Origin of the sequence: Dactylosporangium sp. NPDC050688, from assembly GCF_040654515.1 — a bacterium.
In the GTDB taxonomy this organism is placed as follows: Bacteria; Actinomycetota; Actinomycetes; order Mycobacteriales; family Micromonosporaceae; genus Dactylosporangium.
In genome coordinates this window covers 62,525-86,205 of sequence record NZ_JBFAIC010000008.1, presented here as the reverse complement: position 1 = coordinate 86,205, position 23,681 = coordinate 62,525, and the positions used below count along the sequence as shown (strand labels likewise).

Genomic DNA, 23,681 nt, shown 5'->3' with positions numbered 1-23,681 from the left:
TGCCCCGGCGATAGTGTGCGTTGTCAATATCATCACGGGTTCGGTCTGCCCGGTTCCGGTTGCGGTCACCCCGCCCGGTGCGGCAGGCCGACTTGAGGAGGCTTCATGGTGCGAAAACGCCTGGTCACGACCGCGGTCGTCGTCCTCGCCGCGCCGGTGCTCGTCGCCCTGCCGGGTTCCCCGGCGTCGGCGGCCCCGGTCAAGGCGCCTGCGGCGTCCAGTGCGAGCAAGACGTCCGACACGCGGCACATGACCCGCACGAACTTCACGTTGGACGGCAAGCTGGTCGACACGTCGAAGATGGCCAAGCCGGCGCAGAGGCGTGCGCTGGCTGCGGGGGAGACCCCGGCCGTCGGCACGGTCCGTCAGTGGCTGGGTTCGGACGACTACCAAGGCCGGCTGTACCGCAAGGACTACGTCCTGCGGGGCGTCGGTGAGCACATCGAGGTCTGGGTCGCGGTCGACACCTCGTTCCCGGCGGGCGACTGCCGTAACGCGGTGCCGAACACGACCACGGTCACCGACGCGCAGGTGGCGAACTTCATCCACGAGTTCGACACCAACATGTACCCGAAGGAGACCGCGGCCTTCAGCACGCCGCCGAACCGGGACGGCAGCAACGCGCTGCTCGGCCCGGACGCCAACGGCAACGGCGGCGTGTACACCGGCGGCGGCGAGAAGACGGTGACGCTGGTCGACAACGTCCGGGACGACAACTACTACACGTTCCCGGCCGCGACGACCTACATCGCCGGCTTCTTCTCGACGCAGTTCAACGAGCTGTTCGACCGCAACGTCATGACGATCGACGCGTACGACTGGGAGCACCGCACCGGTGCCAACCCCGTCGACGCGCCGAGCAGCGACGTGTGCACCAGCCGCCCGGCGCGCCCGACCCTCTACGAGGGCACGTTCGCGCACGAGTGGCAGCACCTGCTGCTGTCGTACGTCGACCCGAACGAGACGACCTGGATGAACGAGGGTCTGGCGGACTTCGCGCAGACGCTCACCGGGTACGTGGACGGCACGAAGACGGTCTACGACAAGGGCGGCGACAGCCACCTGTACTGCTTCCAGGGTTACGGCCCGGTGCAGACACCCTTCAACCCCAACCCGCGTGACTGCGGTGGCCCCCAGAACTCGCTCAACCTCTGGGGCGAGGGCGGCAGCGGCGCCGGTGTGCTCGCCGACTACGGCAACGCGTACCAGCTGATGCTCTACCTCTACGACCACTACGGTCAGGACATCATCGAGCGGCTGCACCGCGACGGCGACCTGCAGGGGCTCGTGAGCCTCGACGCCGCGGTGAAGGCCGAGGGCGCCAAGGACGTGTACACGGTGCTGCACGACTACCAGTCGTCGGTGCTGCTGGACAAGCTCCTCGACGACTCGCGGTTCAGCATCGTGCTCGGCGCGGACAAGAAGAAGGTCACGTCGAAGAGCGTCCGCTCCTCGGTGAACCTCGCGAACACGCAGAGCTACAGCGTGCCCGGAGCGGCCCCGAACGGTGCCGACTACGTGCTGCTGCAGAAGAACGGCACGGCCATCAAGGGCAAGGACCTGCGGTCCTTGAAGTTCACGGGCGCCGCCCAGCTGCCGGCTGTGCCGCTGGCCTGGACGCTGGTGAACAACGACCCCGACCGGCCGGGCAACTCCGTGCTGTTCTCGGGCAACGCCAACAACACCGACGCCACCGCGGTCCTCCCGGTGACGGTCCCCGCCTCCAACGCGACGCTGACCTTCCAGGCGAAGTACGGCGCCGAGCTCGGGTACGACTACGGCTACGTCGTGGTCTCCACCGACGGGGGCACGACCTACACCGCGATCCCCGGTGACAAGACCGTCGCGGCGCCGTACGGTCCCGGCCTGAACGGCACGACGAACGGCTTCGAGGCGCACAGCTTCGACCTGTCCGCGTACGCGGGCAAGTCGATCCTGCTGGGCTTCCGCTACGTCAGCGACGGCGGCGTCAACGAGGGCGGCCTGCTCATCGACGACATCACCCTCGGCGGCACCACGCTGAGCGACGGGTCCAGCCTGGCCCCGTTCGACTCGCCGACGGAGATCAACCCGGTCGAGGTCCACAACTGGCACATCAAGCTCGTCGGCATCGACGAGGCGAACCACCTCGCCTGGCAGTTCGAGTTCACCGGGAAGAACACGTTCTCGCTGAACTGGATCCAGCTGGCGCTGCTGTCGCTGTTCCCGAAGGTCGTCGCGGTCGTCGCGTACGACGAGCCGACGGAGCAGGTCCAGCAGTACGCGCCGTACACCCTCACGGTGAACGGTGTGGTCCAGCCGGGCGGCAGCGCCTGACGCACCAACGGTGACGGGCACCCCTGTTCGCAGGGGTGCCCGTTGCTCTGCCCGGGTCAGGAGCCGCGTTTTGAGGCTCACCGATGAGGGCACGGGGCGGGAAGGGAATCCTGGGAGGTGCACCTTGTCCGACACGCAGTCTGCCCCGGCGCCGACCGGTGGCGTCATCCGCAGCCTCATCCCCGCCCGGATCGACCGGCTGACCTGGGCCCCGTTTCACACCAGAATGGTGCTGGCACTGGGCACCGCCTGGGTCCTCGACGGCCTGGAGATCACCATCGCGAGCGCCGTCGGTGCGGTGCTCAACAAGCAGGAAACCCTCGGTCTCAGCAGCACGCAGGTCGGCGCGATCGCCACCGTGTACCTGCTGGGCGAGGTCTTCGGTGCGCTGCTCTTCGGCCGGCTCTCCGACGCCCTGGGCCGCAAGAACCTGTTCGTGGTCACCCTCGGCGTCTACCTCGCCGGCAATGCCCTGACCGCGCTGACCTGGGGTAACAGCACGCTGAGCCTGATCTTTCTGTACCTGACGAGATTCATCGCCGGCGCCGGCATCGGCGGGGAGTACGCGGCGATCAACTCGGCGATCGACGAGATGATGCCCGCGAAGTACCGCGGCCGCGTCGACATCGGTGTCAACGGCACCTACTGGGGCGGCGCCATCATCGGCACCCTGGGCACGTACATCCTGCTCAACCACATCTCGCTGAACATCAGCTGGCGGCTGGGCTTCCTCATCGGCCCGATCATCGGTCTGGCCATCTGGAACCTGCGCAAGCACCTGCCGGAGAGTCCCCGCTGGCTCATCATGCACGGCCGCGAGCAGGAGGCCGAGGAGAGCATCGCGTCGATCGAGCGCGACGTCGAGCGTTCCGGTCAGACCCTCGCCCCGGTCGACGAGCGCGCCGCGATCGAGGTCCGCCCGTCCGAGTCCCACGGGTACCTGTCGCTGCTCAAGGTGCTGTTCCGCCGGTACCCCTCCCGCTCGGCACTGTCGGCGACTCTGATGATCACGCAGTCGTTCCTGTACAACGCGATCTTCTTCACGTACACGCTGGTCCTGTCGAAGTTCTACGACGTCGACGCCGAGAAGACCCCGATCTACCTGATCGCCTTCGCCCTCGGCAACCTGGCCGGCCCCCTGCTGCTCGGCCACCTCTTCGACACCGTCGGCCGCCGCAAGATGATCGCCGGCACGTACATCCTCTCCGGCGTCCTGCTGGCGATCACGGCCTGGATGTTCGACGCGGGCATGCTCAACGCGTTCACGCAGACCCTCGCCTGGTGCATCATCTTCTTCTTCGCCTCGGCCGGCGCCAGCTCGGCGTACCTGACCGTCAGCGAGATCTTCCCGCTCGAGGTCCGGGCCCAGGCGATCGCGGTGTTCTTCGCCATCGCCCAGTGCTTCGGCGCCATCGGCCCGATCTTCTACGGCTGGCTGATCGGCGAGGGCGAGGACCCCGGCAAACTCTTCATCGGCTACCTCATCGGCGCTGCCGTCATGATCATCGGCGGCGTGGTCGAAGCCGTCCTCGGCGTCGACGCCGAGGGCAAGTCCCTGGAGGACGTCGCCAGCCCCCTGTCCGCCGTCACCACCCGTCCCCGCGCCACCGGCTGACCACCCGGACCTTGTGCGCTGGTGCTTTTGCTCGGTTGATCGAAGTCGCGGAGTGGTCATCCAGACGACCGGGACGCGACTTCGATCACCACGGCGACGCGGGCAGCGGGACGGCGATCGCTGGGTGCCGTAGGCCCGGCGGTGACGTCGGCCCCGCCCTGTCCGGCCCTCAGTGCGAGCGCACCCACCGCGACCGGCTCGCTGGTGATCTTGCGCGGTTGATCGAAGTCGTGTCGTGGTCGTCCGGGCGGCCACCCCGCGCCTTTGATCAAGGACCTCGTGATCCAAGTCGCCCCGTGGTCGTCCCCGGATGGCCAAGACGCGACTTGGATCATCGTGGTGGTCCGGTGAGCGGGGCGGCGACCACCGGATGCTGCGCGCACGCGCGTGAGGCTGCCGCGCGTAGCACAGGCAGTGCGAGCGGCAGCGAGCATGGGGGTGCGGGTGGGAACCCCCGCCCCGCGCCGCTTGCGGCGCGGAGCCAACGGAGCCAGCGGAGCCAACACAGTCAACACGGTCAACACGGCCAGCTCGGCACGGTACTGTCTAGTACCATGAGTGGGACGGTGGTGCGGTGGGCTACCAAGCACGGGTTCGCGCGGCTGGGGATCAGTGCGGCCGCCCGTAAAGGGGACATCCAGGCGCGGTACTTCGTCGATCCGGCGGTGCGGGCCGACCCGTACCCCTTCTACGACCGGATCCGGGAGCAGGGCCCGCTGGTGCGGGGCAGCCTGATGTGGGCGACGGCCCGGCACGACGTGGCGTCGGCGGTGCTGCGCAGCGACGCGTTCGGCGTGGGGTTCAGTGACCGGCGGCTGCCGGCGCCGGTGGCGCTGCTGTGGCGGCTGGGCCGGCGCACCACGCCGATCGGGCCGGTCGACCCGCCGTCGATGCTGGTCACCGACCCGCCGGACCACACCCGGTACCGGCGGCTGGTCGCGAAGGTGTTCACCGCCCGGGCGATCGAAGGGCTGCGGCCGAAGATCGAGCAGACGGCGCAGGAGCTGCTCAGCGATCTGGGGCCGCGGTTCGACCTGGTGGAGCGGTACGCGGCGCTGCTGCCGGTCACGGTCATCGCCGACATCCTCGGCGTGCCGATGGGGATGCGGCGGCAGTTCCTGGACTGGGGGACGATGGCGGCGCCGACGCTGGACCTGGGCCTGACGTACCGGCAGTACCGGCGCACCGAGATCGGCATCCGGCGCAGCAACGCCTGGATGCGGGGGCACTTCGAGCGGCTGCGCGCGAACCCCGGCGACGACCTGCTCAGCCAGCTGGTGCACCTGGAGGGCGAGCAGCTCACCGACGACGAGCTGCTGGCGACCGCGGGCCTGCTGCTCGCCGCGGGGTTCGAGACGACGGTGAACCTGCTCGGCACCGGCGCGGCGCTGCTCATGACGCACCCGGACGAGCTCGGCAAGCTGCAGGAGGACCCCGGCCGGTGGCGGGGCGCGGTGGAGGAGATGCTGCGCTACGACTCGCCGGTGCAGAACACGGCCAGGATCTGCCAGCGGCCGGTCGAGATCGCCGGGGTACCGCTGCAGCCGGGGCACGTGGTCGTGCCGATGCTCGGCGGCGCCAACCGGGACCCGGCCGTCTTCGAGGACCCGGCGCGTTTCGACGTGACCCGGGCCAACGCCCGCGACCACCTGTCGTTCTCCGGCGGCGTGCACTACTGCCTCGGCGCCGCCCTGGCCCGCCTGGAGGGCGAGATCGGCTTGAAGACGCTGTTCGATCGCCATCCCGGGCTGGTCATCGACGGCGCCCCGCAGCGGCGGCGCACCCGGGTGCTGCGCGGTTACGCGTCGCTGCCGGTCGCGGCATCGGTGACCGTCTGACCTCGTTCATGTTTCCCGCAGAACACGGAAGTCGCACCATCGTCGCTTTTTGAAATGACCGCCGAGTCCGAACAATGCCGAAGCGAAATTGCTATTCCCGCATCACATGGCGACCCGAGGATGCACGCCGAGGGACGAGTGTGGGGTGGGACGTTGCGCAGGTACCTGGCTTTCGCCGCCGTGCTGGCACTGGTTGCCACGCTGGTCGGGCCGGTGTCGCCGGCGGTCGCCGCGACCCCTGCCGGATTCACCACACAACTGGTGCTCGGTGCCGGTCTGGACGGCCCTTCCGGATTTGATATCGCCCCCGACGGGCGCATATTCATCCTCGAGCGCACCGGCAAGATCAAGATTTTCAAGGACGGCCGGCTGCTGCCGGAACCCTTCGCTGACCTGCCCTCGGAGGCCTCCGGTGACCGGGGTCTCATCGGTGTCGCGTTCGACCCGGCGTTCGGCGTCGCGAATCACCACGTCTACTTCTATTACACCGGGCATGACCTGCTGAATCACCTCGTGCGTTTCGACGCGTCCGGCGACGTCGGCACCGACGGGCCGTACACCATATTTCAAACACAATCACCGTCGCAGTTGCTGCACGTCGGCGGGAGCATCAGGTTCGGGCCCGACGGAAAGCTTTACTTCGCCGTCGGCGACAATGGCTATCCACCGAACGCGCAGGATCTCACCAACCCGCACGGCAAAATCCTGCGGATCAACCCGGACGGTTCGATTCCGCCCGACAACCCATTCGCCGGGCAGCCCGGAAAACTCGGTGCGATCTGGGCATACGGATTCCGCAACCCGTGGCGCTTCCAGTTCGACGGCGCCACCGGCCGCCTCTACGGCGGCGACGTCGGCGACTACACGTGGGAAGAGCTCAACCTCATCGTCAAGGGCGGCAACTACGGCTGGCCCGTCCACGAGGGCCGCTGCGCCACCACCTGCGCCGGCTACCGCGAGCCGCTGCACGCGTACAACCAGACGTTCACCACCAACCCGCCCGGCCTCGGCCTGACCCTCGACGGCGTGCCCATCCCGTCGCCGGACACCGTCCACGGCGTCGCCGGCTTCAAACGCGAGATCGCCGCGCCGCCGACCGCGGTCGCCGCGGACGGCACCGTGTAGCGCCTGGCCGGGTTCGGCGCCGTCGGGGCCTCGGGCGTCCTGCCCAACCTCGCGGTCATGTGGCTGCTCGTGGACCACTGGCGCCTGCACTATCTCCCGGCCGCGGTCGCCGCGACCGAGGTCGCCATCTGCTGGAACTTCGTCCTGGTCGACCTGGTCGTGTTCCGCAGCCGCCGCGGCCGGCACTGGGCCGGGCGGCTCGCCAGGTTCGTGGTCCTCAACAACCTCGACCTCGCGGTCCGGCTGCCGCTGCTGGCGGCGCTGGTCTCCTGGGCGGGCAGCGACGAACTGGCGGCGAACCTCGTGACCCTGGTGCTGGCCTTCGGCCTGCGGTTCGGCATCACGGACCGGTTCATCTACCGTCCGGTGCCGGAGTCGGCCTGACGCTGCTTGGCGTTCCGCGGTGCTGTGCCGTGGCCCCCGGGTGTGGATCCGCTGGGGGCTGCGGCATGCTGTTGCCGTGGTCTTCGAACTGGGCACGGACGGGCCGAAGGTCATCGTCGTCGGCGTCGACGGCTCCGACACGTCCCTGCGCGCCGGTGCGTACGCCGCCGGCCTCGCCCGCCGCCAGGGCGCCCGGCTCGTCGTGGTCTACGTCGCCGGCACCCCCACCGCCAGCCTCTTCGTCGCGGGCGCGGCCGCCGCCGTCGAACAGGCCATCACCGAAGCCACCGAGGACATGCGCCGCCAGGTCGAAGCCGGCGCCGTCCACGCCGGCATCCGCGCCGAGTTCGTCGCCACCCGCGGCGACCCGTATGCCGAGATCATCCGCGTGGCGACCGAGCTGCGCGCCGACGCCGTCGTCGTCGGCGCCTCGTCCCGCCTCGGCCACCGGTTCGTCGGTTCCCTGGCTGTCCGCCTCGTCAAGGCCGGCAAGTGGCCCGTCACCGTGGTCCCCTGATCGCGCTCCGGCCACCACGCCAACGGCAAGGACTACATCGCGGGAACCGCGCCGGCAGGCCACCGGCCTTTCGGCGTTCCGCCGCCGCGATCCACGAAGTCGAGTGCTGGTCGTCTGGGTGGCCACGGCGCGACTTCGATCAACTGGGCATGATCGCAAGTGGGCTGGTCGCGGTGGGCTGCACTGCGCGCGGCAGCCTCACGCGCGTGTGCGCGGCGTCCGGTGGTCGCCGTCGCGCCGGCCGTTCCGCCGGTCGGATTGCCGGCCGGACCGCTGGCCGGACGTCGGTCGGATCGCTGGCCGGACGTTCGTCGGACCGCCGTGGGGATCGAAGTCGCGTGCTGGTCGTCTGGGAGCCTGTTGCAGAATCGCGGAAGTCACGTCCGCCGAGGGTCGTTGCGACCCTCAACGGATGCAGATCGTCCGCGAGCGGCCAGCACGGCCGTGCTTTTGTCAATACGTTCCGTGAGGTGCCCATTCTGCAACAGGCTCCTGGACGGCCGCGGCGCGACTTCGATCAAGCGGGCATGGTCGCAAGTGAGCCGTGGCGGCCGGGACTGGAGCGGTCACCTGCCGCGACCTGCGGCGCGGCGCCGACGCAGGGTGATGACACGCCGACGAGCGGGCGGCGCTGCCGGCGGTGGCCGTGCCCGGCGCCGGGCACCTGGGTCAGGGCCGGCGCCGGGCGCCGGGGTCAGGCGGTGCGCAGGGTCAGCTCGGTGATCTCGCTCGGGGCGAAGATGCGGAACGGCGGGCCCCAGAAGCCGGTGCCGCGGCTGGTGTACAGCTGGGTGCGCTCGCCGTGGCGGGTCAGGCCCTGCACGACCGGCTGGTCGAGGCGTACCAGGTAGTGGAACGGCCACATCTGGCCGCCGTGGGTGTGGCCGGACAGTTGCAGGTCGATGCCGTGCTCGATGGCGTCGGTGATCTGCTTCGGCTGGTGGGCCAGCAGCAGGACCGGCAGGTCGGGGTCGGCGCCGGCCAGGGCGGTGGCGTGGTCGGCGCGGTGGCCCTGCAGGCCGGTGCCGGCGGCGGTGCGGTCGTCGACGCCGGCCACGACGAGGCGGTCGCCGCCGCGTTCGACGACGAGGTGGCGGTTGTGCAGCGCCTCCCAGCCGAGCTCGCCCATGCGCTGCAGCCAGCCCTCGGCCTCGCCGAAGTACTCGTGGTTGCCGGTGACGTACACCCGGGCGTACCGGGCCTGCACGTCGCCGAGCGGGGCGGCCTGGGCGGTGCGCTGGGCGACGGTGCCGTCGGCGATGTCGCCGGTGTGGGCGACGATGTCGGCGTCGAGGCGGTTGACGACCTCGGTGACGCCCTTCGACCAGCGGACCCGGTCGATCGGGCCGTAGTGGGTGTCGGTGATCAGCACGACCTTCAGCCCGTCCAGGCCGGCGCCGAGCCGGGGGATCGCGACCTCGACGCGGCGGACCCGGGGTACGCGCATCGCCTCGACGTACCCCCACAGCAGCAGCCCCACGGCGACGACCCCGGTGAAGCCGGCGACGATCCTGGAGCGCAGCGGGTCGTCGACCCCGCCGGCGAGCAGGGCGAGGCGCAGCACGTCGCCGGCGACGGCCCAGACGAACAGCTGCCAGACCACGCCGAGCGTGGTGTCGGCGACCCGGGACGCCCAGTCGAGGTGCCGGCGCCCGTGGCCGAGCATCATCAGCACCGGGAACCCGACGAGAGCCAGCGCGAACACCGCGGTGCCGGCGACACGCACCGGGGCGGGCCACGCGTTGCCCGACTGCACCAGCGACCACCACGGTACGCCGAACAGCAGGCCCAGGACGGTGACCAGCGTCAACCCGAACAGCAGGGGGCGCAGCAGCGATCGGCGCCGCGCGACAGGGACCGCTTCAGTGGTAGCCACGCTTCAGCATGGCACGCAGTGCCATCCAGCGACCAAGCGATCCTGTGACGCCTCTCAGCCCTCCGCCGAAGCCTCACCGAGGCCCCGTCGGCAAAGGTGTCAGTGGTACTTGCGCGCCGAGTTGTCCCGGTTCGCGGCGCCCGGGGTGTCCTCCCAGTGGCGGCGCAGCAGGTCGAGCTCGTGGCGGCGCTGGTCGGTGACGTCGCGCATGGTGATGACCATGCCCCGCACGAGCCGGTCGTCGCGCAGGTCGCGGAAGCTGACCTCGACGAGGACCCGGGTGCCGTCGGGGCGGCGCAGGCTCCACGTGTCGCGGGTGCCGTCCCGGCCGCCGGTGAGGGCCACGCCGAGGGTCGCGTCGACCTGCTCGCGGTCGGCGGGGGAGACGATCTCCCGCAGCGTCGCGAACGGCGTCGGGCAGATCCCCAGCAGGTCGGTGACCGACGGGCTGGTGTACCGGATGCGCTCGTCGTCGTCGAGGACGAGCACGACGTCGTTGGTGTGCTCGGCGACCGCCCGCAGGTAGTTGTCGCTGTCGCGGCGGCTGGCGGCCTCGGTGAGCGCGAGGCGGGCCAGCGCGAGGGCGGCCTGCCCCGCCAGCACCGTCACCGCGTCCTGGACGGTGCGCAGGTCGCGGCGTTCGGCGGCGACGTAGAGCACCGCCGCGTCCAGGGGGCAGACCAGCACGTGCCCGAACTCGCCGAGCCGGTCCTGCCACAGCGGCGGCACCAGGTGGACCGGCACGATCCGCGGCGTGGACAGCTCGTTCAGCGGCAGCAGGTCGGTGAGGCTGGAGTCCACGACGATGACGTGGGCGGTGTCGGCGGGCAGCAGCTCCCGGACCGCGGTGCGCACCGCGAGCGCGACCGCCCCGGCGTCGGTGACGCTGACCAGGACGGTGCCGGCGTGCCGCAGGGTCCGCTCGCGGCGCAGCGCCTCCGCGTGCCGGTGCACGGCGTCGCTGAGCCGGGTGACCAGCAGCGCGAGGCTGATACCGAACGCGACGGCGATCACCGGGCCGTCGTGGACGGGGCCGGTCAGCGCCTGGGCGATCAGCACGACGGGGGCGACCGCGACCGCGGCGAACAGCGGCACCATGCCCAGGCCGCGGACCGGCGCGTCGCCGGACGGCGCGGGGGCCGACGGGTCCGTCAGTGCGGCCATCGACGGCAGCAGCGCCGCCGCGCCCCACGACGCGTACAGCACGATGTAGCAGAGGTCGGCGGGGCCGCCGGGGGCGAGCCCGCCGTGCGCCTGGCCGATGCCGTACGCCACGTCCCCGGCGAGCATCCCGGCGGCGCCGACGGCCAGCAGTACCGCGGACGGGTTGCGGGGCGCCGCAGCGACCAGCCGGACGGTGACGACGAGCACGATCACGCCGCCGAGGGTGTACGTGGCCTGGACCGACCACTCGGTGGCGCTCATCCCGCCGTCGAGGCGGGGGCCGACGACGAACACCCACGCGGCGAGCAGGGCGGCGCCGCCGACGGCGAGCAGGTCCAGCAGGCCGGTGCGGCCGTCGAAGGTGGACGAGGTGCGGGTCAGGCCGATGAGGGCCACCGCCACGCACGGGAACATCGCCAGGTAGGACAGGTCGGCCAGCAGCGGCGGGTCGCCGCCGGCGTCCGTCGTCAGCCCGAACAGGAAGTCGCCGGAGGCCATCGCGAGGAGCGCGGCGGCCAGGGCCCACCACGGGGCGGGGCGCCGCGGCCGGATCCGCCGGATGCCGACGACCATCGCGGCGGCACCGCACAGGCCGATCCCGGCCCAGGCCACCGAGTCGAGGCCGGGCGCGAGGAACACCGCGGAGCCGAGCGCCGCCATCAGCGCCGCATACACCGTGGTGATCAGGACCTGCCGTCTGTCCATCGACATCCTTACGGTATGTAGCGTCCTCTATACCACACTGTGGCCGGTGAACCCAAGATCCCGGTGGTCGGCGAGCAGCTGCGGGACCACCCATGCACGGCGCTGCCGGGCCTCCTCGCCGGCCATGCCGCGGCTGGGCATCTCGGTGAGCAGCAGGATCGCGAACTGCAGCCGGTAGAGCATCAGCCGGCGGCGTTGCGGGCCGGTGAACCCGTGCGGGCCGGGGCGGCCGTGGTACCCGCGCAGCACCGGGTGCTCCGGCAGCTCCTCCATGCGCCGGCGGATGGCGGGGGCGACGAAGTCGTACAGCGGGTCGCCCCAGAAGTACCGCTCGCCGTCGACGAGGCCGGTGAGCCGGTCGCCCTCGCACAGCACGTTGCCGTCCCACAGGTCGAAGTGCACCAGCGCCGGGCGCTCCACCTCGTCGAGCGCGTCGGCATGCCGGTCGATCGTGGCGAGGACCTCGTCGGCGGGGACGGGCAGCGGCACCTCCCAGTCGGCGGCGTCGGCGAGCAGGTCGGCGGTCATCGCGGTGAACGCCGCCCGCCAGGTCGGCCCGCCCGTCCGGTGGTCGCCGTCGTACCCGAAGTGCCGGCCGGTCGCCGTGTGCAGGTGCCGCAGCGCCACGCCGAGCTGCTCGCGCACCGCCGTGGCGGCGGCACCGTCGGGCAGCTCGGTCAGCGGCCGGCCGGGCAGCAGCCCCACGACCACCACGTCGTCGTCGGCGTGCAGCACCGGCGGGACCGGCACCAGGGGCGTCGCGGCGGCGACCGTCCGGTAGTAGCGCGCCTCGGCCGCGATGACGCCGCGCTCGTACCGCAGCAGCGGCACCCCGGCCGGCGGCCCGACCTTGACCACGACGTCGCGCCCGTCGTCCAGGGCCGCCCGCCAGACGGCGGCGAACGTGCCCCCGCTCAGCGGTCCACAGTGGACGGCCGTGAGCCCGGCCCGCTCCCGCAGCAGGGCGGTCAGGTCGCCGGCGGTGAGCGTGCGTTGCGTGGGGCTGACGGCGTTCGGCACACCGACACTCTAGGTGAGCCGGGCGGGCGCCGGGGACGCGCGATCGACATAGGCGTTGATCATTCGATCTGTTAAATCCTGTATTGACAAGTGTCAAGGCTGGTGTAGACGACCTTGCAGGCCATAGCGTGCACGAAACGCCTGACTCAATGGGGAGGCCACGTGAGGAAAAGGCTCGCAAGTTTCGCTGTCGCGGGTTTGGTAGGTGCGGCGCTGGTGGCGTTGCCGCAGAGTCCCGCCGCGGCGGCGCCGTCCGGGGACCTCAGCGACGGCATCAAGCGCCAGCTCGCCGCCGGCATCCAGGTGGTACCGAAGCAGCAGTCGACGCTGAAGGCTCCGCAGAACGCCGTCAACCCGTACACCGCGCTGCTGAAGGACCAGAGCAAGGTCGACAAGTACTACTGGTCCGAGGTGGCCAAGACCCAGGCGGCCGCCCGGGCCAACCTGAAGAAGAACTCGCTGACGGCGGCGGCGACGTCTCCGCTGCTGCACGACGAGGCCGAGCCGCGCGGCACGTTCGGCTCCAACGACAGCCACGCCACCGCCGAGCTGGTCAAGGGCTTCGGCACCGGCAAGAAGCTCAACAACCGGTCGCGCGTGCTGGGGCAGCTGTCGCCGGAGACGGTGAGCCTGAGCACGGTCTCCGCCCCGGCCGAGGACAACGGCGCGATCCCGATCGCCTCCGACGTGCTGCTCGGCGCCGGCCGCAAGGGCGTCGCCACCAGCGGCGAGATCGGTGACGGGCCGCACGGCAGCGCCGGCGACGACACCGGCGACTTCGACTTCATCAAGATCACCGCGAGCGCGGGCCAGCAGCTGCTCGCCGGCACCGACACCCCGAGCGGGCCGCTGGACACCGTCATCGGCCTGTACGACGCCACGGGCGTCCTCGTCGGCACCGACGACGACGGCGGCCCGGGCCTGGACAGCCTGCTCGACTTCACGTTCACCACGTCCGGCACCTACTACCTGCTGATCTCCGGGTTCGGCGTCGGCACCGTGTTCCCGGCCGACCCGTTCGACTCCGGCAGTGGCCTCGGCTCCGGCAGCGAGGGCCCGTACCTGCTCAACGCCACCCTCGCCTTCCCCGACCGCGACTTCTACGCCGTCGACCTGCTCGCCGGGGACGTCCTCGGCGCGTCGGTGACCGGCGTCGGCACCCGGCTCACCGTCCGCGACCCGTCCGGGCGGGTCGTGTTCGGCTCCGAGCAGGACGCGAGCTTCATCTACGCGCCGTCCTCGCCGCTGCCCGGCGGCGGCAACGCGGTCGTGTCGCAGGTCGCCGCGACCACCGGCCGGTTCACCGTCGAGGTGGGCGGCTCCGCCGGCCTGTACGACATCACCCTCGAGGCGTACCGTCCCGGCCCCGAGGCGCAGGACAACGGCACCGTCCAGACGCTGTACCTGGACTTCGACGGCGCCCGGATCAACACCGCGATCTTCGGCGGCCCCGGGGTGCGCACCCTGTCGCCGCTCGCGGGCTTCCTCGGCAAGTGGGGCCTGACCGCCGCCGACGAGAACAAGGTCATCAACGAGGTCATCGCCGCGGTCAAGGAGAACATCGTCAACGACCTGAAGGAGCGCGGCACCAACCCGCGCTTCGGGCTGCGGATCCTCAACAGCCGTGACCACGCCGACCCGTTCGGCCAGCCGAACGTGCACCGCATCGTCGTCGGCGGCACGATCGCCGAATCGGGCATCGACACCATCGGCATCGCCCAGTTCATCGACCCGGGCAACTACGCCGCCGAGGACAGCGCGATCGTCCTGCTCGACGTGCTCAGTGCCCCGAGCGGCGCGGCGTCGCTCAACACGTACCTCACCCCGGCCAGCAACAAGATCAAGTTCATCGGCCGGGCGCTGGCCAACGTCATCGCCCACGAGGGCGGCCACCTCTACGGCAACTTCCACACCGACCCGCTCAACGGCACCCCGAACCTCATGGACGCCGGCGGTGCCTTCCCCGGCCTCTTCGGGGTCGGGCCGGACAACGCCGGCGGCACCGCCGACGACGTCGACTACGACTTCGGCGACGACGAGTTCTTCCCCGACGAGGGTCTCGCCGGCATCGAGGACACCCTGAACACCACGGCCTGGGGCCTCACCAAGGGTAAGGCCAAGTGACCCGTTAGCTCGGTCACCAGCAGGAAGATCCGCGTCCACGGTGGGGTTGCCCCCATCGTGGACGCGGACTCCGGTGAGGACATCGTGGTGATCGGCGCCGGGCAGGCGGGCCTGTCGGCCGCCTACCACCTGCGCCGGCTCGGCCTCGGCTTCGTGGTCCTCGACGCCGACGACGCACCCGGCGGCGCCTGGCAGCACCGGGCGCCGTCACTGGGCGCCGGCGACCTGCACCGCATCTTCGACCTGCCGGGCATGCCGTTCGAGCCGCACCTGGAGGGCAGCGCCGCGGCTGTCGTGCCGGCGTATTTCGCGCGGTACGAGCGGCAGTTCGACCTTCCGGTGCGCCGGCCGGTCCGGGTCAACGCCGTGCACCCGGGCTTCGTCGTCGACACGGACGCGGGCGTGTGGCGGGCCAGGGCGATCATCAACGCGACCGGCACCTGGACGAGGCCGTACCTCCCGGTGTACCCGGGCGCCGCGGACTTCGCCGGCCGGCAGCTGCACTACGCCGCCTACCGCGGCCCGGACGAGTTCGCCGGCCTGCGGGTCATCGTCGTCGGCGGCGGCAACTCGGCCGTGCATGTGCTGTCGGAGCTGGCCGGTGTCGCCGCGTCGACCCGCTGGGTGACCCGCCGCCCGCCGGTCTTCCACGACGGCGAGTTCACCGAGGACCGCGGCCGCGCCGTCATCGCCCGGGTCACCGAACGGGTCGCCGCCGGCCTGCTGCCGCAGAGCGTCGTCAGCGTCACCGGCCTCGGCTACACCACCCTGGTCCGGGCCGCCCTGGCCAAGGGCGCCCTGGACCGCCGCCCGATGTTCGACCGGCTCGTCCCGGCCGGCGCCGTGTGGGGCGGCACGGTCGAGCCCGCCGACGCGATCATCTGGGCGACCGGCTTCCGGGCCGCGCTCACCCACCTCGCGCCGCTGCACCTGCGCGAGCCGGGCGGCGGCATCCGCCTCGACGGCACCGCCACGGTCCGCGAGCCCCTCGTCCATCTCATCGGGTACGGCCCCTCCGCCAGCACCGTCGGCGCCAACCGCGCCGGCCGTACCGCCGCGCTCGCCCTGTCCCGGGCCCTCGCCGCCGGCGCGGCGCCGGGCCGCGGGCAGCCGGCCGCCGCGACCCGCTGATGCCTACGGCGGGCCGGTCAGATCGTGATGTTGCCGGCGCCCTTCAGTGAGCGGGTGATCTTCTTCGGCAGCGTGACGTAGCAGCGGGCGCTGCGGTTGCCGGCCTTCCACTCGTCCTGGCTGAGCGCGATCTGCCAGTAGCCTGACCCGGCCTTCGCCTTGGCCAGGGTGCTGTCCGGCATCCCCGTGTACGAGCGGATCTTGTTGAGGCAGCCGGTGCCCCACGCCGCCGAGCGCGCCTTCGCGTCGGCCGGGTAGACGGCGCCGGCCGCCGCCACGACGCCGACGAACTCGGTGTCGTGCGGGGCGGTGCACGCCGCCGGATCGACGTCGGTCCAGTTGCCGCCGGTCTCGACCTTCGAGCCGCAGCCCAGCAGCAGCTCGCCGCCGGACTGCAGGGCGCCCTTGAGCGTCTGCGTGCGCGGGTCGAGGATGCCGCGCTCGGTGCGCAGCGCCGCCACGTCGCAGCGGTAGAACCGGGCGCCGCCGCGCCACTGGGTGGTCGTCGGCGGGTACACGATCATCCGCAGCCGCGAGTCCTGCCACGACCCGCCGAGGAACGTGGCGACCTGCGCGTCGCAGGCCTTGTACGTCTCGGCCATCCCGTCGGCTGACGGGGCCCGGTCCGCGTCGGCGAGGGCGCCGGTGAACTGCCCGACGTACGCGGTCTCAGCGACGTGCGACATCTCGCACGGTGTCTGCACGACCGCGACCGGCGAGGCGGCGATGTCACCGATCCGGCTGGACTGCGTCGTCCAGCAGTCGCCGGGCTCCGGCTCCGGCACCTTCGCCGCGGCCATCATCGCCCAGTCGTCGACCAGGTCCTTGTCGACGCCCTGCGGTGTCCGCGCGCAGCCGGCCGCCAGGACCAGCACCGCCACCAGTACCGCCGTCAGCCGCACCCGCATGTTCAGATCGCCGCGCTTCCGTTGCCCTTGAGTGACCGGGTGATCTTCTTCTTCAGCATCACGTAGCACCGGGCCGCGCGCAGGCCCGACTTCCACTCGTCCTCGTCACTCATCATCCAGTACCCGTAGCCGGCGTCCGCCGTGTCCAGCACGCTGGCGGGGCTGCCGGTGAAGGCGCGGATCTTGTCCCAGCAGGCGTCGTCGTACGCCGCTTCCATGCCCTTGTCGTCCGCCGGGTACGTGCCGGTCTTCGCCATGACGACGCCGGCGAGCTCCACGTCGTGCGGCGCGGTGCAGGCGACCGGGGTCAGGTCGCTCCAGCTCGCCAGGGCGCCGACGCGCACGCTGCAGCCCAGCAGCATCGGGCCGCCCGGCGCCAGGGTGCCGCGCAGCGTCTCCTTGCGCGGGTCGAGGATGCCGGCCTCGGAGCGCAGCGCCGCCACGTCGCACCGGAAGAACCGGGCGCCGGCCACCCACTGCCTGGACGCCGGCACGTACACCAGCAGGCGGGTCCGGCCGGACGCCCACCCGCCGCCGAGGTAGTTGGTGGTCTCGATGTCGCAGACCTTGTACTGCTCGGCCAGGTCACCGGGGTCCGGCGGCTGCAGCGCGTCGGCCTGCGCGCCGGTGAAGTGCCCGACGTGCGCGGTCTCGATGGTGTGCGTGTTCTCGCACGGCGCCCCGACCACCCGGCCGGGCGCGCCGATGACGTTGTCCACCTGGGAGGCGTCGGTGGTCCAGCAGTCGCCGGCCTTCGGCTCGGGTATCTTCGCCGCGGCCAGCATCGCCCAGTCGTCGACGAGGTCCCGGTCCGCACCCCTCGGCGCCGGCGCGCAGCCGGCCGCCAGGGCCAGCACCGCCACCAGCACCGCCGCCGTCCGTGTGCGCATCTCAGATCGCCGCGTTCCCGTTGTTCTTCAGCGACCGGGTGATCTTCTTCGGCAGCAGCACGAAGCAGTACGCGTTGTGGTTGCCGGTGCTCCACTCCGGCACGCCCGCGGCGATCTGCTGGTAGCCGTAGCGGACCTTCGCCTTCGCCAGCGTGTTGTCCGAGGCTTTGGTGTAGGCCCGCAGCTGGTCCAGGCACGGGATGCCGAACGCAGCCTTCAACGCGTCCACCCCCGCCGGCTCCGTGGCCGACTTCGACCCGACGATGCCGAGGAACTCCAGGTCGTGCGGCGTCGTGCAGGCCGCCGGCGTCATGTCCGACCACGAGTCCTCGGTCCCGGTGCGCACCGCGCACCCGAGCAGCCGGTCGCCGCCGGGCTGCAGGCTGCCCTTCAGCGACGCGGTCCGCTCCTCCATGTCACCGTTGATGCTGCGCAGCGACGCGACGTCGCACCGGTAGAACCTGGCGCCACCGCGCCACTGCGTCGTCGTCGGCGGGAACACGAGCATCCGCGCCCGGCCGAGCTGCCAGGACGCCCCGAGGAACTTCGTCAGCTCCGCGTCGCACGCCGCGTAGGCGTCGGTCATCTGGTCCACCGACGGCGGCCGGTCCGCCTCGGCCTGCGCCCCGGTGAAGTGCCCGACGTGCACCGTCTCGATGATGTGCTTCGCGTCGCACGCGACCGGCGCCGCCGCCACCGTCACCCCGACCACGTCCCACACGTCGTCGGCGAACGAGGTCCAGCACGCCCCGGCCACGGGCTCGGGCACCTTCGCCTCGGCCATCATCGGCCACTCGTCGACGAGGTCCTTGTCGACGCCCGCCGGCACCCGGCTGCACCCGGCCACAGCCACCATCACCAGGGCCAGCACGGCCACCACTTTGTCACGCACCACGTCTCTGCCTCCCCCGCGAACGAGCGCTCGGGCAGTGTTGCAGCAGCGGTGCACCATCACAAGAGCCTTTACGATTCCGTCGCCTGCCGCCTCCCTGCCCCCGTCGGCCAGCGTGACCCTTCGATCACTCCCCGCCGACCGTTGCACCCTGATCAAAGCCCGGCAATGGCCCCCCCGGCTGCGAAAACGCCCCTCCGGCCGCCCGCCCCGCCGCCCCGCCCGCCGGAACGCGACTTTGCTCACGAAGCCGCGGGACGCAGGGAACGGACGGTGACCACCGTGATGCGGCGCGCAGCGCAGGCAGTGCGAGCGCCAGGGAGCAGGCGGCGAGTGGCCGATGCCGTTGCGTTCGCGCCCGGCCCGCTCGTGACCTTGCCCGGTTGATCGAAGTCGCGCCGTGGTTGTCCGGGAGCCTGTCGCAGAATCGGGTTCGGCGTGGCGGTCACGTCTAGTATCGATTTTGATCGATACTAGACGGGTGGCGAAGACGTTCAAGCCGGTTGACCGGGAACAGCAGTTCCTGCTGCCCCCGAGTGTGCTGGACTGGCTACCGGTCGGTCATCAGGTGTGGTTCGTGATCGACGCGGTCGCGCAGATGGACACGTCGGCGTTTCACCGTCGGGCGCGGTTGGGTGGGGCCGGCCAGGCGCCGTATCACCCGGACATGCTGCTGGCGTTGCTGATCTGGGCGTATGCGGGTGGGGTGACCTCGTCCCGGCAGATCGAACGGCGCTGCCGGGAGGATGTGGCGTTCATGGTGGTGTCCGGGCTGGCCCGCCCGGACCACGCCACGATCGCCCGGTTCCGTCGCGATCATCTCGCCGCGTTCGAGGTCCTGTTCACGCAGGTGCTGACGCTGTGCGGGCGGGCCGGGATGGGCGGGCTGGCGCATGTGGCGATCGACGGGTTCAAAACCGCTGCGAACGCGTCGAAAGCGGCGTTCAGCGACGTGGACGGACTGCGGCGCACGGTGCGGCGGCTGGTCGCGCAGGCCGAGGCCGACGACGCCGCCGAGGACGAACGTCACGGCCCGGACTCCGGCAACGACCTGCCGCCCGACCTGCGCGAGCCCCGGCAACGACAGCAACGCATCACCGAACTGCTGCAGCACACGCCACCCACCACCACAGGCCAGAACACCGAACCAGCCGAACCAGCCGAACCGGCGACCGAGCCGGCCGAACCAGCCGCGGCGGTCGAGCCGGCCGAACCAGCCGCGGCGGTCGAGCCGGTCGAGGCGGTCACCGGCCGGGCAGCCGAACCGGTGGAGCCGGTGGAGCCGGTGCAGGTGGAGGGGGCGCGGGCGGTGGAACTGGCGCGGCTGGCCGGGCTGGCACGGACGGATCCGGACCCGGACCGGCGGGGACGCCGGTTGCGGGCGGTCCGAGCGTTGCGCCGGACCCTGGAATGCTACGACGCGCTGCTGGCCCGGCAGGCAGCCGCGGCAGAGCCGATCCTGGCCCCGCTCCGGGCCCGCCTGCACCAGGCCCTGACCGCGCTCACCCGCACCATCGAACAGCTCAACACCGCACACACCGCCTGGCAGCAGCGGCACCAGGCACTGATCGACGCCGGCGGCAAGGGCCAGCCCGGGCCACGACCCGTGCCAACCGAGCAACACAACCGCGTCCGCCGCGCCACCGCCCGGGTCAACGCCGCGCAGGCCCGCCTCGACCGAGCCGTCACCACCACCACCCACGCCACCCGCTCCATCAACACCACCGACCCCGACTGCCGCCTCATGCTCCGCCACGACGGCGCCTACACCGCCGGCTACAACAGCCAGAACGCCGTCACCGCCGACCACCTCGTCCTGGCCGTGCACACCTGCCAGGACCCCAACGACGCCGAACAAGCCGAAACCATGATCGCCAAGGCCGAAACCGGCGCCGCCGTCCTGCGCAACACCACCCGCAACCCCGACCTGCGCATCGGCACCCTGCTGTTCGACAACGGCTACAACAGCGACGCCAACCTGCAACTACCCGGCCCCGACCGGCTCATCGCCCAAGGCGACCGCCGCCACACCGCCGGCACCACCCCACCCACCCAACCACCACCCGACACCGCCACACCCCGCGACCACATGGCCTGGCGCCTCACCAACCCCGAAACCCGCGCCCTCTACCGCAAACGCGGCGCCACCGTCGAACCCGTCAACGCCCACCTCCAAGACCGACGCGGCCTACGCCGCCACAGCATGCGCGGCCTCACCGCCGCCAACGCCGAACTCCACCTCGCCGCCGCCGTCACCAACCTCCTCCGCCTCCACACCCACCTCACCACCCAGACCTAACACCACAAGACAAAGGACGGTGACGGTCCAGCGCAGAACGCTGAACCCCCACCGCCCTTTCAAACCATCACCACACCCACCCACCGCCACACCAATCCTGCGACAGGCTCCCGGGCGACCACTCCGCGCCTTTGATCAAGGATCTCGTGATCCAAGTCGCCCCGTGGCCGTCCCCGGATGGCCAAGACGCGACTTGGATCATCATGGTGGTTCGGTGAGCGGGGTGGCGGCCTCCGGATGCTGCGCGCGCGTGAGGCTGCCGTGCGCTGGCGCAGGCAGTGCGAGCGCATCCGCCGCGACCGGCTCGCTGGTGATCTTGCCTGGTTGATCGAAGTCGTGTCGTGGTCGTCCTGGCGACCACCCCGCGCCTTCGATCACCACGGTGATCCGGCCGGGTGGGCGGCGACCACCGGCGATGCCGCGCGCACGCGCGTGAGGCTGCCGCGCGCAGCGCAGGCAGTGCGAGCGCCAGCGAGCATGGGGGGCTCCGGGGTGGGAACCCCTCGGCCGGCCCGCGGCGGCAGCCGCGCCGAAGCTAGTAACTGCTCAGATGCCGGTCGTCGCGGGCAGGGTGCCGGCCGCGACGGCGGCCACCAGGGCGGCGTGGTCGGCCTCGGTCTGGTCGGCGTAGGCGACCGCGAACGTGGCGAACGCCGCGTCGAACTCCTCGCCGTCGGCGGTGCCGGGGGCGCCGCAGTAGCCGGACAGGATGCGGGGGTCGATGGACTGGGCGTGGGCGCGGGCCAGGACGACGCCGCAGACGCGGGCGTAGTCGTCGAGCTGCCCGGCGCGCAGCGTGGTCGGGTCGATGCTGCCCTTCATGTCGCGGAACTGGCGGACCAGGTACGGCAGGCCGTCGATGCTGGTCCAGCCGAGCAGGACGTCGCTGACCGTCTGCATCCAGCGCTGGCCGCGCACGACGCGTTCGCCGGCGTGCTGGTCGGGAGCCGGCGGCAGGAACGGGGCGAGGGCGGAGGCGCGGGCCTGCTTGACCTGCAGGACGAGGGCCTCGTCGCCGTTGCCGTGCAGGAGCACGACGTACGAGCGGTAGCCGACGCTGCCCAGGCCGACGATGCGGTGCGCCACGTCGACGACGGCGTAGCGGCCGAACAGGGCGCGGATCTCCTCGTCGAGGGTGGCGGCGTAGCCGTCGAGGGACTCGATGACCGGGTACGCGTCGGCCGACCCCAGCGGGATCAGGACCGGCGGGTCCGGGGTGAAGTGCCACGCGTCGTGGTCGAGGCGCTGCGTGAACTTCTGCGCCAGGCGGCGGCTGGTGTTCTTCTTCGCCTTCTTGCGGACCCGGTCGAAGGTGTCGGCGAGGTCGCCGATGCCGAAGTGTTCCAGCGTGGAGTGGTCGGTGGTGAGGTAGTACGCGTCCAGCAACGGCATGCCGGCGAGCTCGGCGAGGGCGGTGCGGTACCCGGTGGCGCAGTCGCGGGCGGCGTCGCGGCACTCGTCGCCGGGCAGGCCCGCCTCGCGGCCGGCGCTGACGATGCTGGCGACGAGGCGTTTGAGGTCCCAGTCCCAGGGGCCGACGACGGTCTCGTCGAAGTCGTTGACGTCCATGACGAGGCGGCGTTCCGGGGAGGCGTAGAAGCCGAAGTTGGCGGCGTGCGCGTCGCCGCAGATGTGGCCGTGCAGGCCGGTGCCGGCGGTGACGGCGGCGAGGTCGGCGGCCATCACGGCGGCGGAGCCGCGCAGGAACGCGAAGGGCGAGCTGATCATGCGGCCGATGCGGATCGGTACGAGCTCCGCGACGCGCTCGGCGTTGGACGCGGCGGTGACGGCGACCGGGTCGCGGCCGGCGGCGGGGCGCAGCTCGGTCAGCGCCTTGACAGGCGTAGCGGCGCGGCGCCGGGCCCCCTCGGAGCGCAGCGCCTCGGGCGCCGACCACCCGGTGGCCCGGACCACGTCGGGCACCGCCGGCCCGACGGCGCGGCCCGAGAGCGCGGCCGGGGCGGTGGCGAAGGCGATGTCAGGCGCCGCGGAGTCGAGCGGTGCCGGCGATCCGGTGGAGCCGATCATGCTCCTCACGGTAACGGCCGGAGACCCTCACGCAGGTGTCGGATACAGGCCACGTCCCCGGGCGGCGAGCCTGGTCAGGTGCCCACCCTCACGCAGGATCCTCCAGCAGGTGCGCGTCCAGCGCCTCCAGGTGCGCGCCGGTCAGGCCGTGCTCCAGCAGGTAGCCGCGGACGGAGCCGTGCCGGCGGTCCAGGTCGCGCAGGAACAGCAGCATCGCCTCGGCGGGGCACACCAGGTACCGCTCCGGCATCGTCGCCAGGTGCGGGTTGCTGCGGCGCAGGTGCTCCATGGCGCGGCCGGTCGCCGTGGCCGTCAGCGCGTAGTCCTCGGCGATGTCCTCCTCGGCGACGCCGAGCGCGGCGAGCGTGAGGGCGGCCACGACCCCGGTGCGGTCCTTGCCGGCGACGCAGTGCACGACGAGCGGCGCGTTGTCGGCCTCGGCGATGACCCCGACCGCGGCGACCACCGCGGCGGCACCCGAGCCGGCGATGTCCAGGTAGCGGTTGGCCAACCAGCGCGCGTCGCTGGGCTCGTCGTGGTCGGTGGCGTCCTCCCACTCGGCGTGCTCGGGGTGCAGGTGGTGGTAGCTGAGCCCGGCGAACTCGGGCACCCGCCCGTCGCGGGCGACCTCCCGGGGGCGGCGCAGGTCGATGACGGTGCGCACGCCGAGCGCGGTGAACGACGCCGCGTCGGCCGGGTCGATGCGGCTCAGCGAGTCGGAGCGGAACAGCCGCCGCCAGCGCACCGTGCGGCCGCCGCGCCCCCGGTAGCCGCCGAGGTCGCGGAAGTTGAACAGGTTCGGGTGGTCGTAGCTGCGCACGCTGCGACCCTACCGGGTGTCGCAGTAGC

Annotated in this window: 17 protein-coding genes; 9 read left to right on the top strand and 8 right to left on the bottom strand. The window is 71.8% G+C overall.

The window, feature by feature from the left end; genetic code table 11:
• Positions 1-105: 105 nt before the first annotated feature.
• From AB0H83_RS10500 to AB0H83_RS10475, 6 genes are all read left to right on the top strand, one after another.
• Positions 106-2,316 carry a choice-of-anchor J domain-containing protein gene (locus tag AB0H83_RS10500; protein ID WP_360090194.1) on the top strand — a complete coding sequence of 737 codons (2,211 nt, stop codon included), beginning with the start codon at positions 106-108 and terminating at the stop codon, positions 2,314-2,316.
• A 124-nt stretch (positions 2,317-2,440) separates the two neighbouring features.
• Complete coding sequence (locus AB0H83_RS10495) at positions 2,441-3,931, top strand: MFS transporter (protein WP_360090190.1); 1,491 nt, start codon at positions 2,441-2,443, stop codon at positions 3,929-3,931.
• A gap of 554 nt (positions 3,932-4,485) precedes the next feature.
• A complete protein-coding gene (locus AB0H83_RS10490) occupies positions 4,486-5,769 on the top strand; it encodes a cytochrome P450 (protein WP_360090187.1) in 1,284 nt (427 codons plus the stop codon).
• Positions 5,770-5,823: 54 nt separating this feature from the next.
• A complete protein-coding gene (locus AB0H83_RS10485) occupies positions 5,824-6,894 on the top strand; it encodes a PQQ-dependent sugar dehydrogenase (RefSeq protein ID WP_360090184.1) in 1,071 nt (356 codons plus the stop codon).
• Positions 6,895-6,897: 3 nt separating this feature from the next.
• Complete coding sequence (locus AB0H83_RS10480) at positions 6,898-7,278, top strand: GtrA family protein (protein ID WP_360090474.1); 381 nt, start codon at positions 6,898-6,900, stop codon at positions 7,276-7,278.
• Between the two features lie 76 nt (positions 7,279-7,354).
• On the top strand, positions 7,355-7,795 hold the full coding sequence (locus AB0H83_RS10475) for a universal stress protein (RefSeq protein ID WP_360090181.1): 441 nt from the start codon (positions 7,355-7,357) through the stop codon (positions 7,793-7,795).
• Between the two features lie 694 nt (positions 7,796-8,489).
• Here AB0H83_RS10475 and AB0H83_RS10470 read toward each other — a convergent pair.
• The 3 genes from AB0H83_RS10470 to AB0H83_RS10460 form a co-directional block, all read right to left on the bottom strand.
• Complete coding sequence (locus AB0H83_RS10470) at positions 8,490-9,671, bottom strand: metallophosphoesterase (RefSeq protein ID WP_360090178.1); 1,182 nt, start codon at positions 9,669-9,671, stop codon at positions 8,490-8,492.
• A gap of 99 nt (positions 9,672-9,770) precedes the next feature.
• Entirely contained in the window at positions 9,771-11,540 is a 1,770-nt protein-coding gene (locus tag AB0H83_RS10465) for a PAS domain S-box protein (protein WP_360090175.1), read from the bottom strand.
• A 27-nt stretch (positions 11,541-11,567) separates the two neighbouring features.
• Positions 11,568-12,560 (bottom strand): aminoglycoside phosphotransferase family protein, encoded by a 993-nt coding sequence (locus AB0H83_RS10460; RefSeq protein ID WP_360090172.1) that lies wholly within the window; start codon positions 12,558-12,560, stop codon positions 11,568-11,570.
• A 216-nt stretch (positions 12,561-12,776) separates the two neighbouring features.
• On the opposite strand from AB0H83_RS10460, the gene AB0H83_RS10455 reads away from it, so the two are divergent.
• Positions 12,777-14,684, top strand: a complete 1,908-nt coding sequence (locus tag AB0H83_RS10455; RefSeq protein ID WP_360090169.1) for a hypothetical protein — start codon at positions 12,777-12,779, stop codon at positions 14,682-14,684.
• Positions 14,685-14,741: 57 nt separating this feature from the next.
• A complete protein-coding gene (locus AB0H83_RS10450) occupies positions 14,742-15,815 on the top strand; it encodes an FAD-dependent oxidoreductase (RefSeq protein ID WP_360090166.1) in 1,074 nt (357 codons plus the stop codon).
• Between the two features lie 17 nt (positions 15,816-15,832).
• On the opposite strand, the gene AB0H83_RS10445 is transcribed toward AB0H83_RS10450, so the two are convergent.
• From AB0H83_RS10445 to AB0H83_RS10435, 3 genes are read right to left on the bottom strand one after another with little or no spacing between them, the layout of a single operon-like run.
• Entirely contained in the window at positions 15,833-16,723 is an 891-nt protein-coding gene (locus AB0H83_RS10445; RefSeq protein ID WP_360090163.1) for a septum formation family protein, read from the bottom strand.
• A gap of 2 nt (positions 16,724-16,725) precedes the next feature.
• Positions 16,726-17,613, bottom strand: a complete 888-nt coding sequence (locus AB0H83_RS10440) for a septum formation family protein (RefSeq protein WP_360090159.1) — start codon at positions 17,611-17,613, stop codon at positions 16,726-16,728.
• Position 17,614: 1 nt separating this feature from the next.
• Positions 17,615-18,508, bottom strand: coding sequence for a septum formation family protein (locus tag AB0H83_RS10435; RefSeq protein ID WP_360090156.1), 894 nt, complete (start codon positions 18,506-18,508; stop codon positions 17,615-17,617).
• A gap of 397 nt (positions 18,509-18,905) precedes the next feature.
• On the opposite strand from AB0H83_RS10435, the gene AB0H83_RS10430 reads away from it, so the two are divergent.
• Entirely contained in the window at positions 18,906-20,804 is a 1,899-nt protein-coding gene (locus tag AB0H83_RS10430; protein ID WP_360090153.1) for a transposase, read from the top strand.
• Between the two features lie 546 nt (positions 20,805-21,350).
• On the opposite strand, the gene AB0H83_RS10425 is transcribed toward AB0H83_RS10430, so the two are convergent.
• On the bottom strand, positions 21,351-22,832 hold the full coding sequence (locus tag AB0H83_RS10425; protein WP_360090150.1) for a DUF2252 domain-containing protein: 1,482 nt from the start codon (positions 22,830-22,832) through the stop codon (positions 21,351-21,353).
• 88 nt (positions 22,833-22,920) lie between these two features.
• Positions 22,921-23,652: a tyrosine-protein phosphatase gene (locus tag AB0H83_RS10420; protein ID WP_360090147.1), complete on the bottom strand. Its 732-nt coding sequence runs from the start codon at positions 23,650-23,652 to the stop codon at positions 22,921-22,923.
• Between the last annotated feature and the right edge of the window lie 29 nt (positions 23,653-23,681).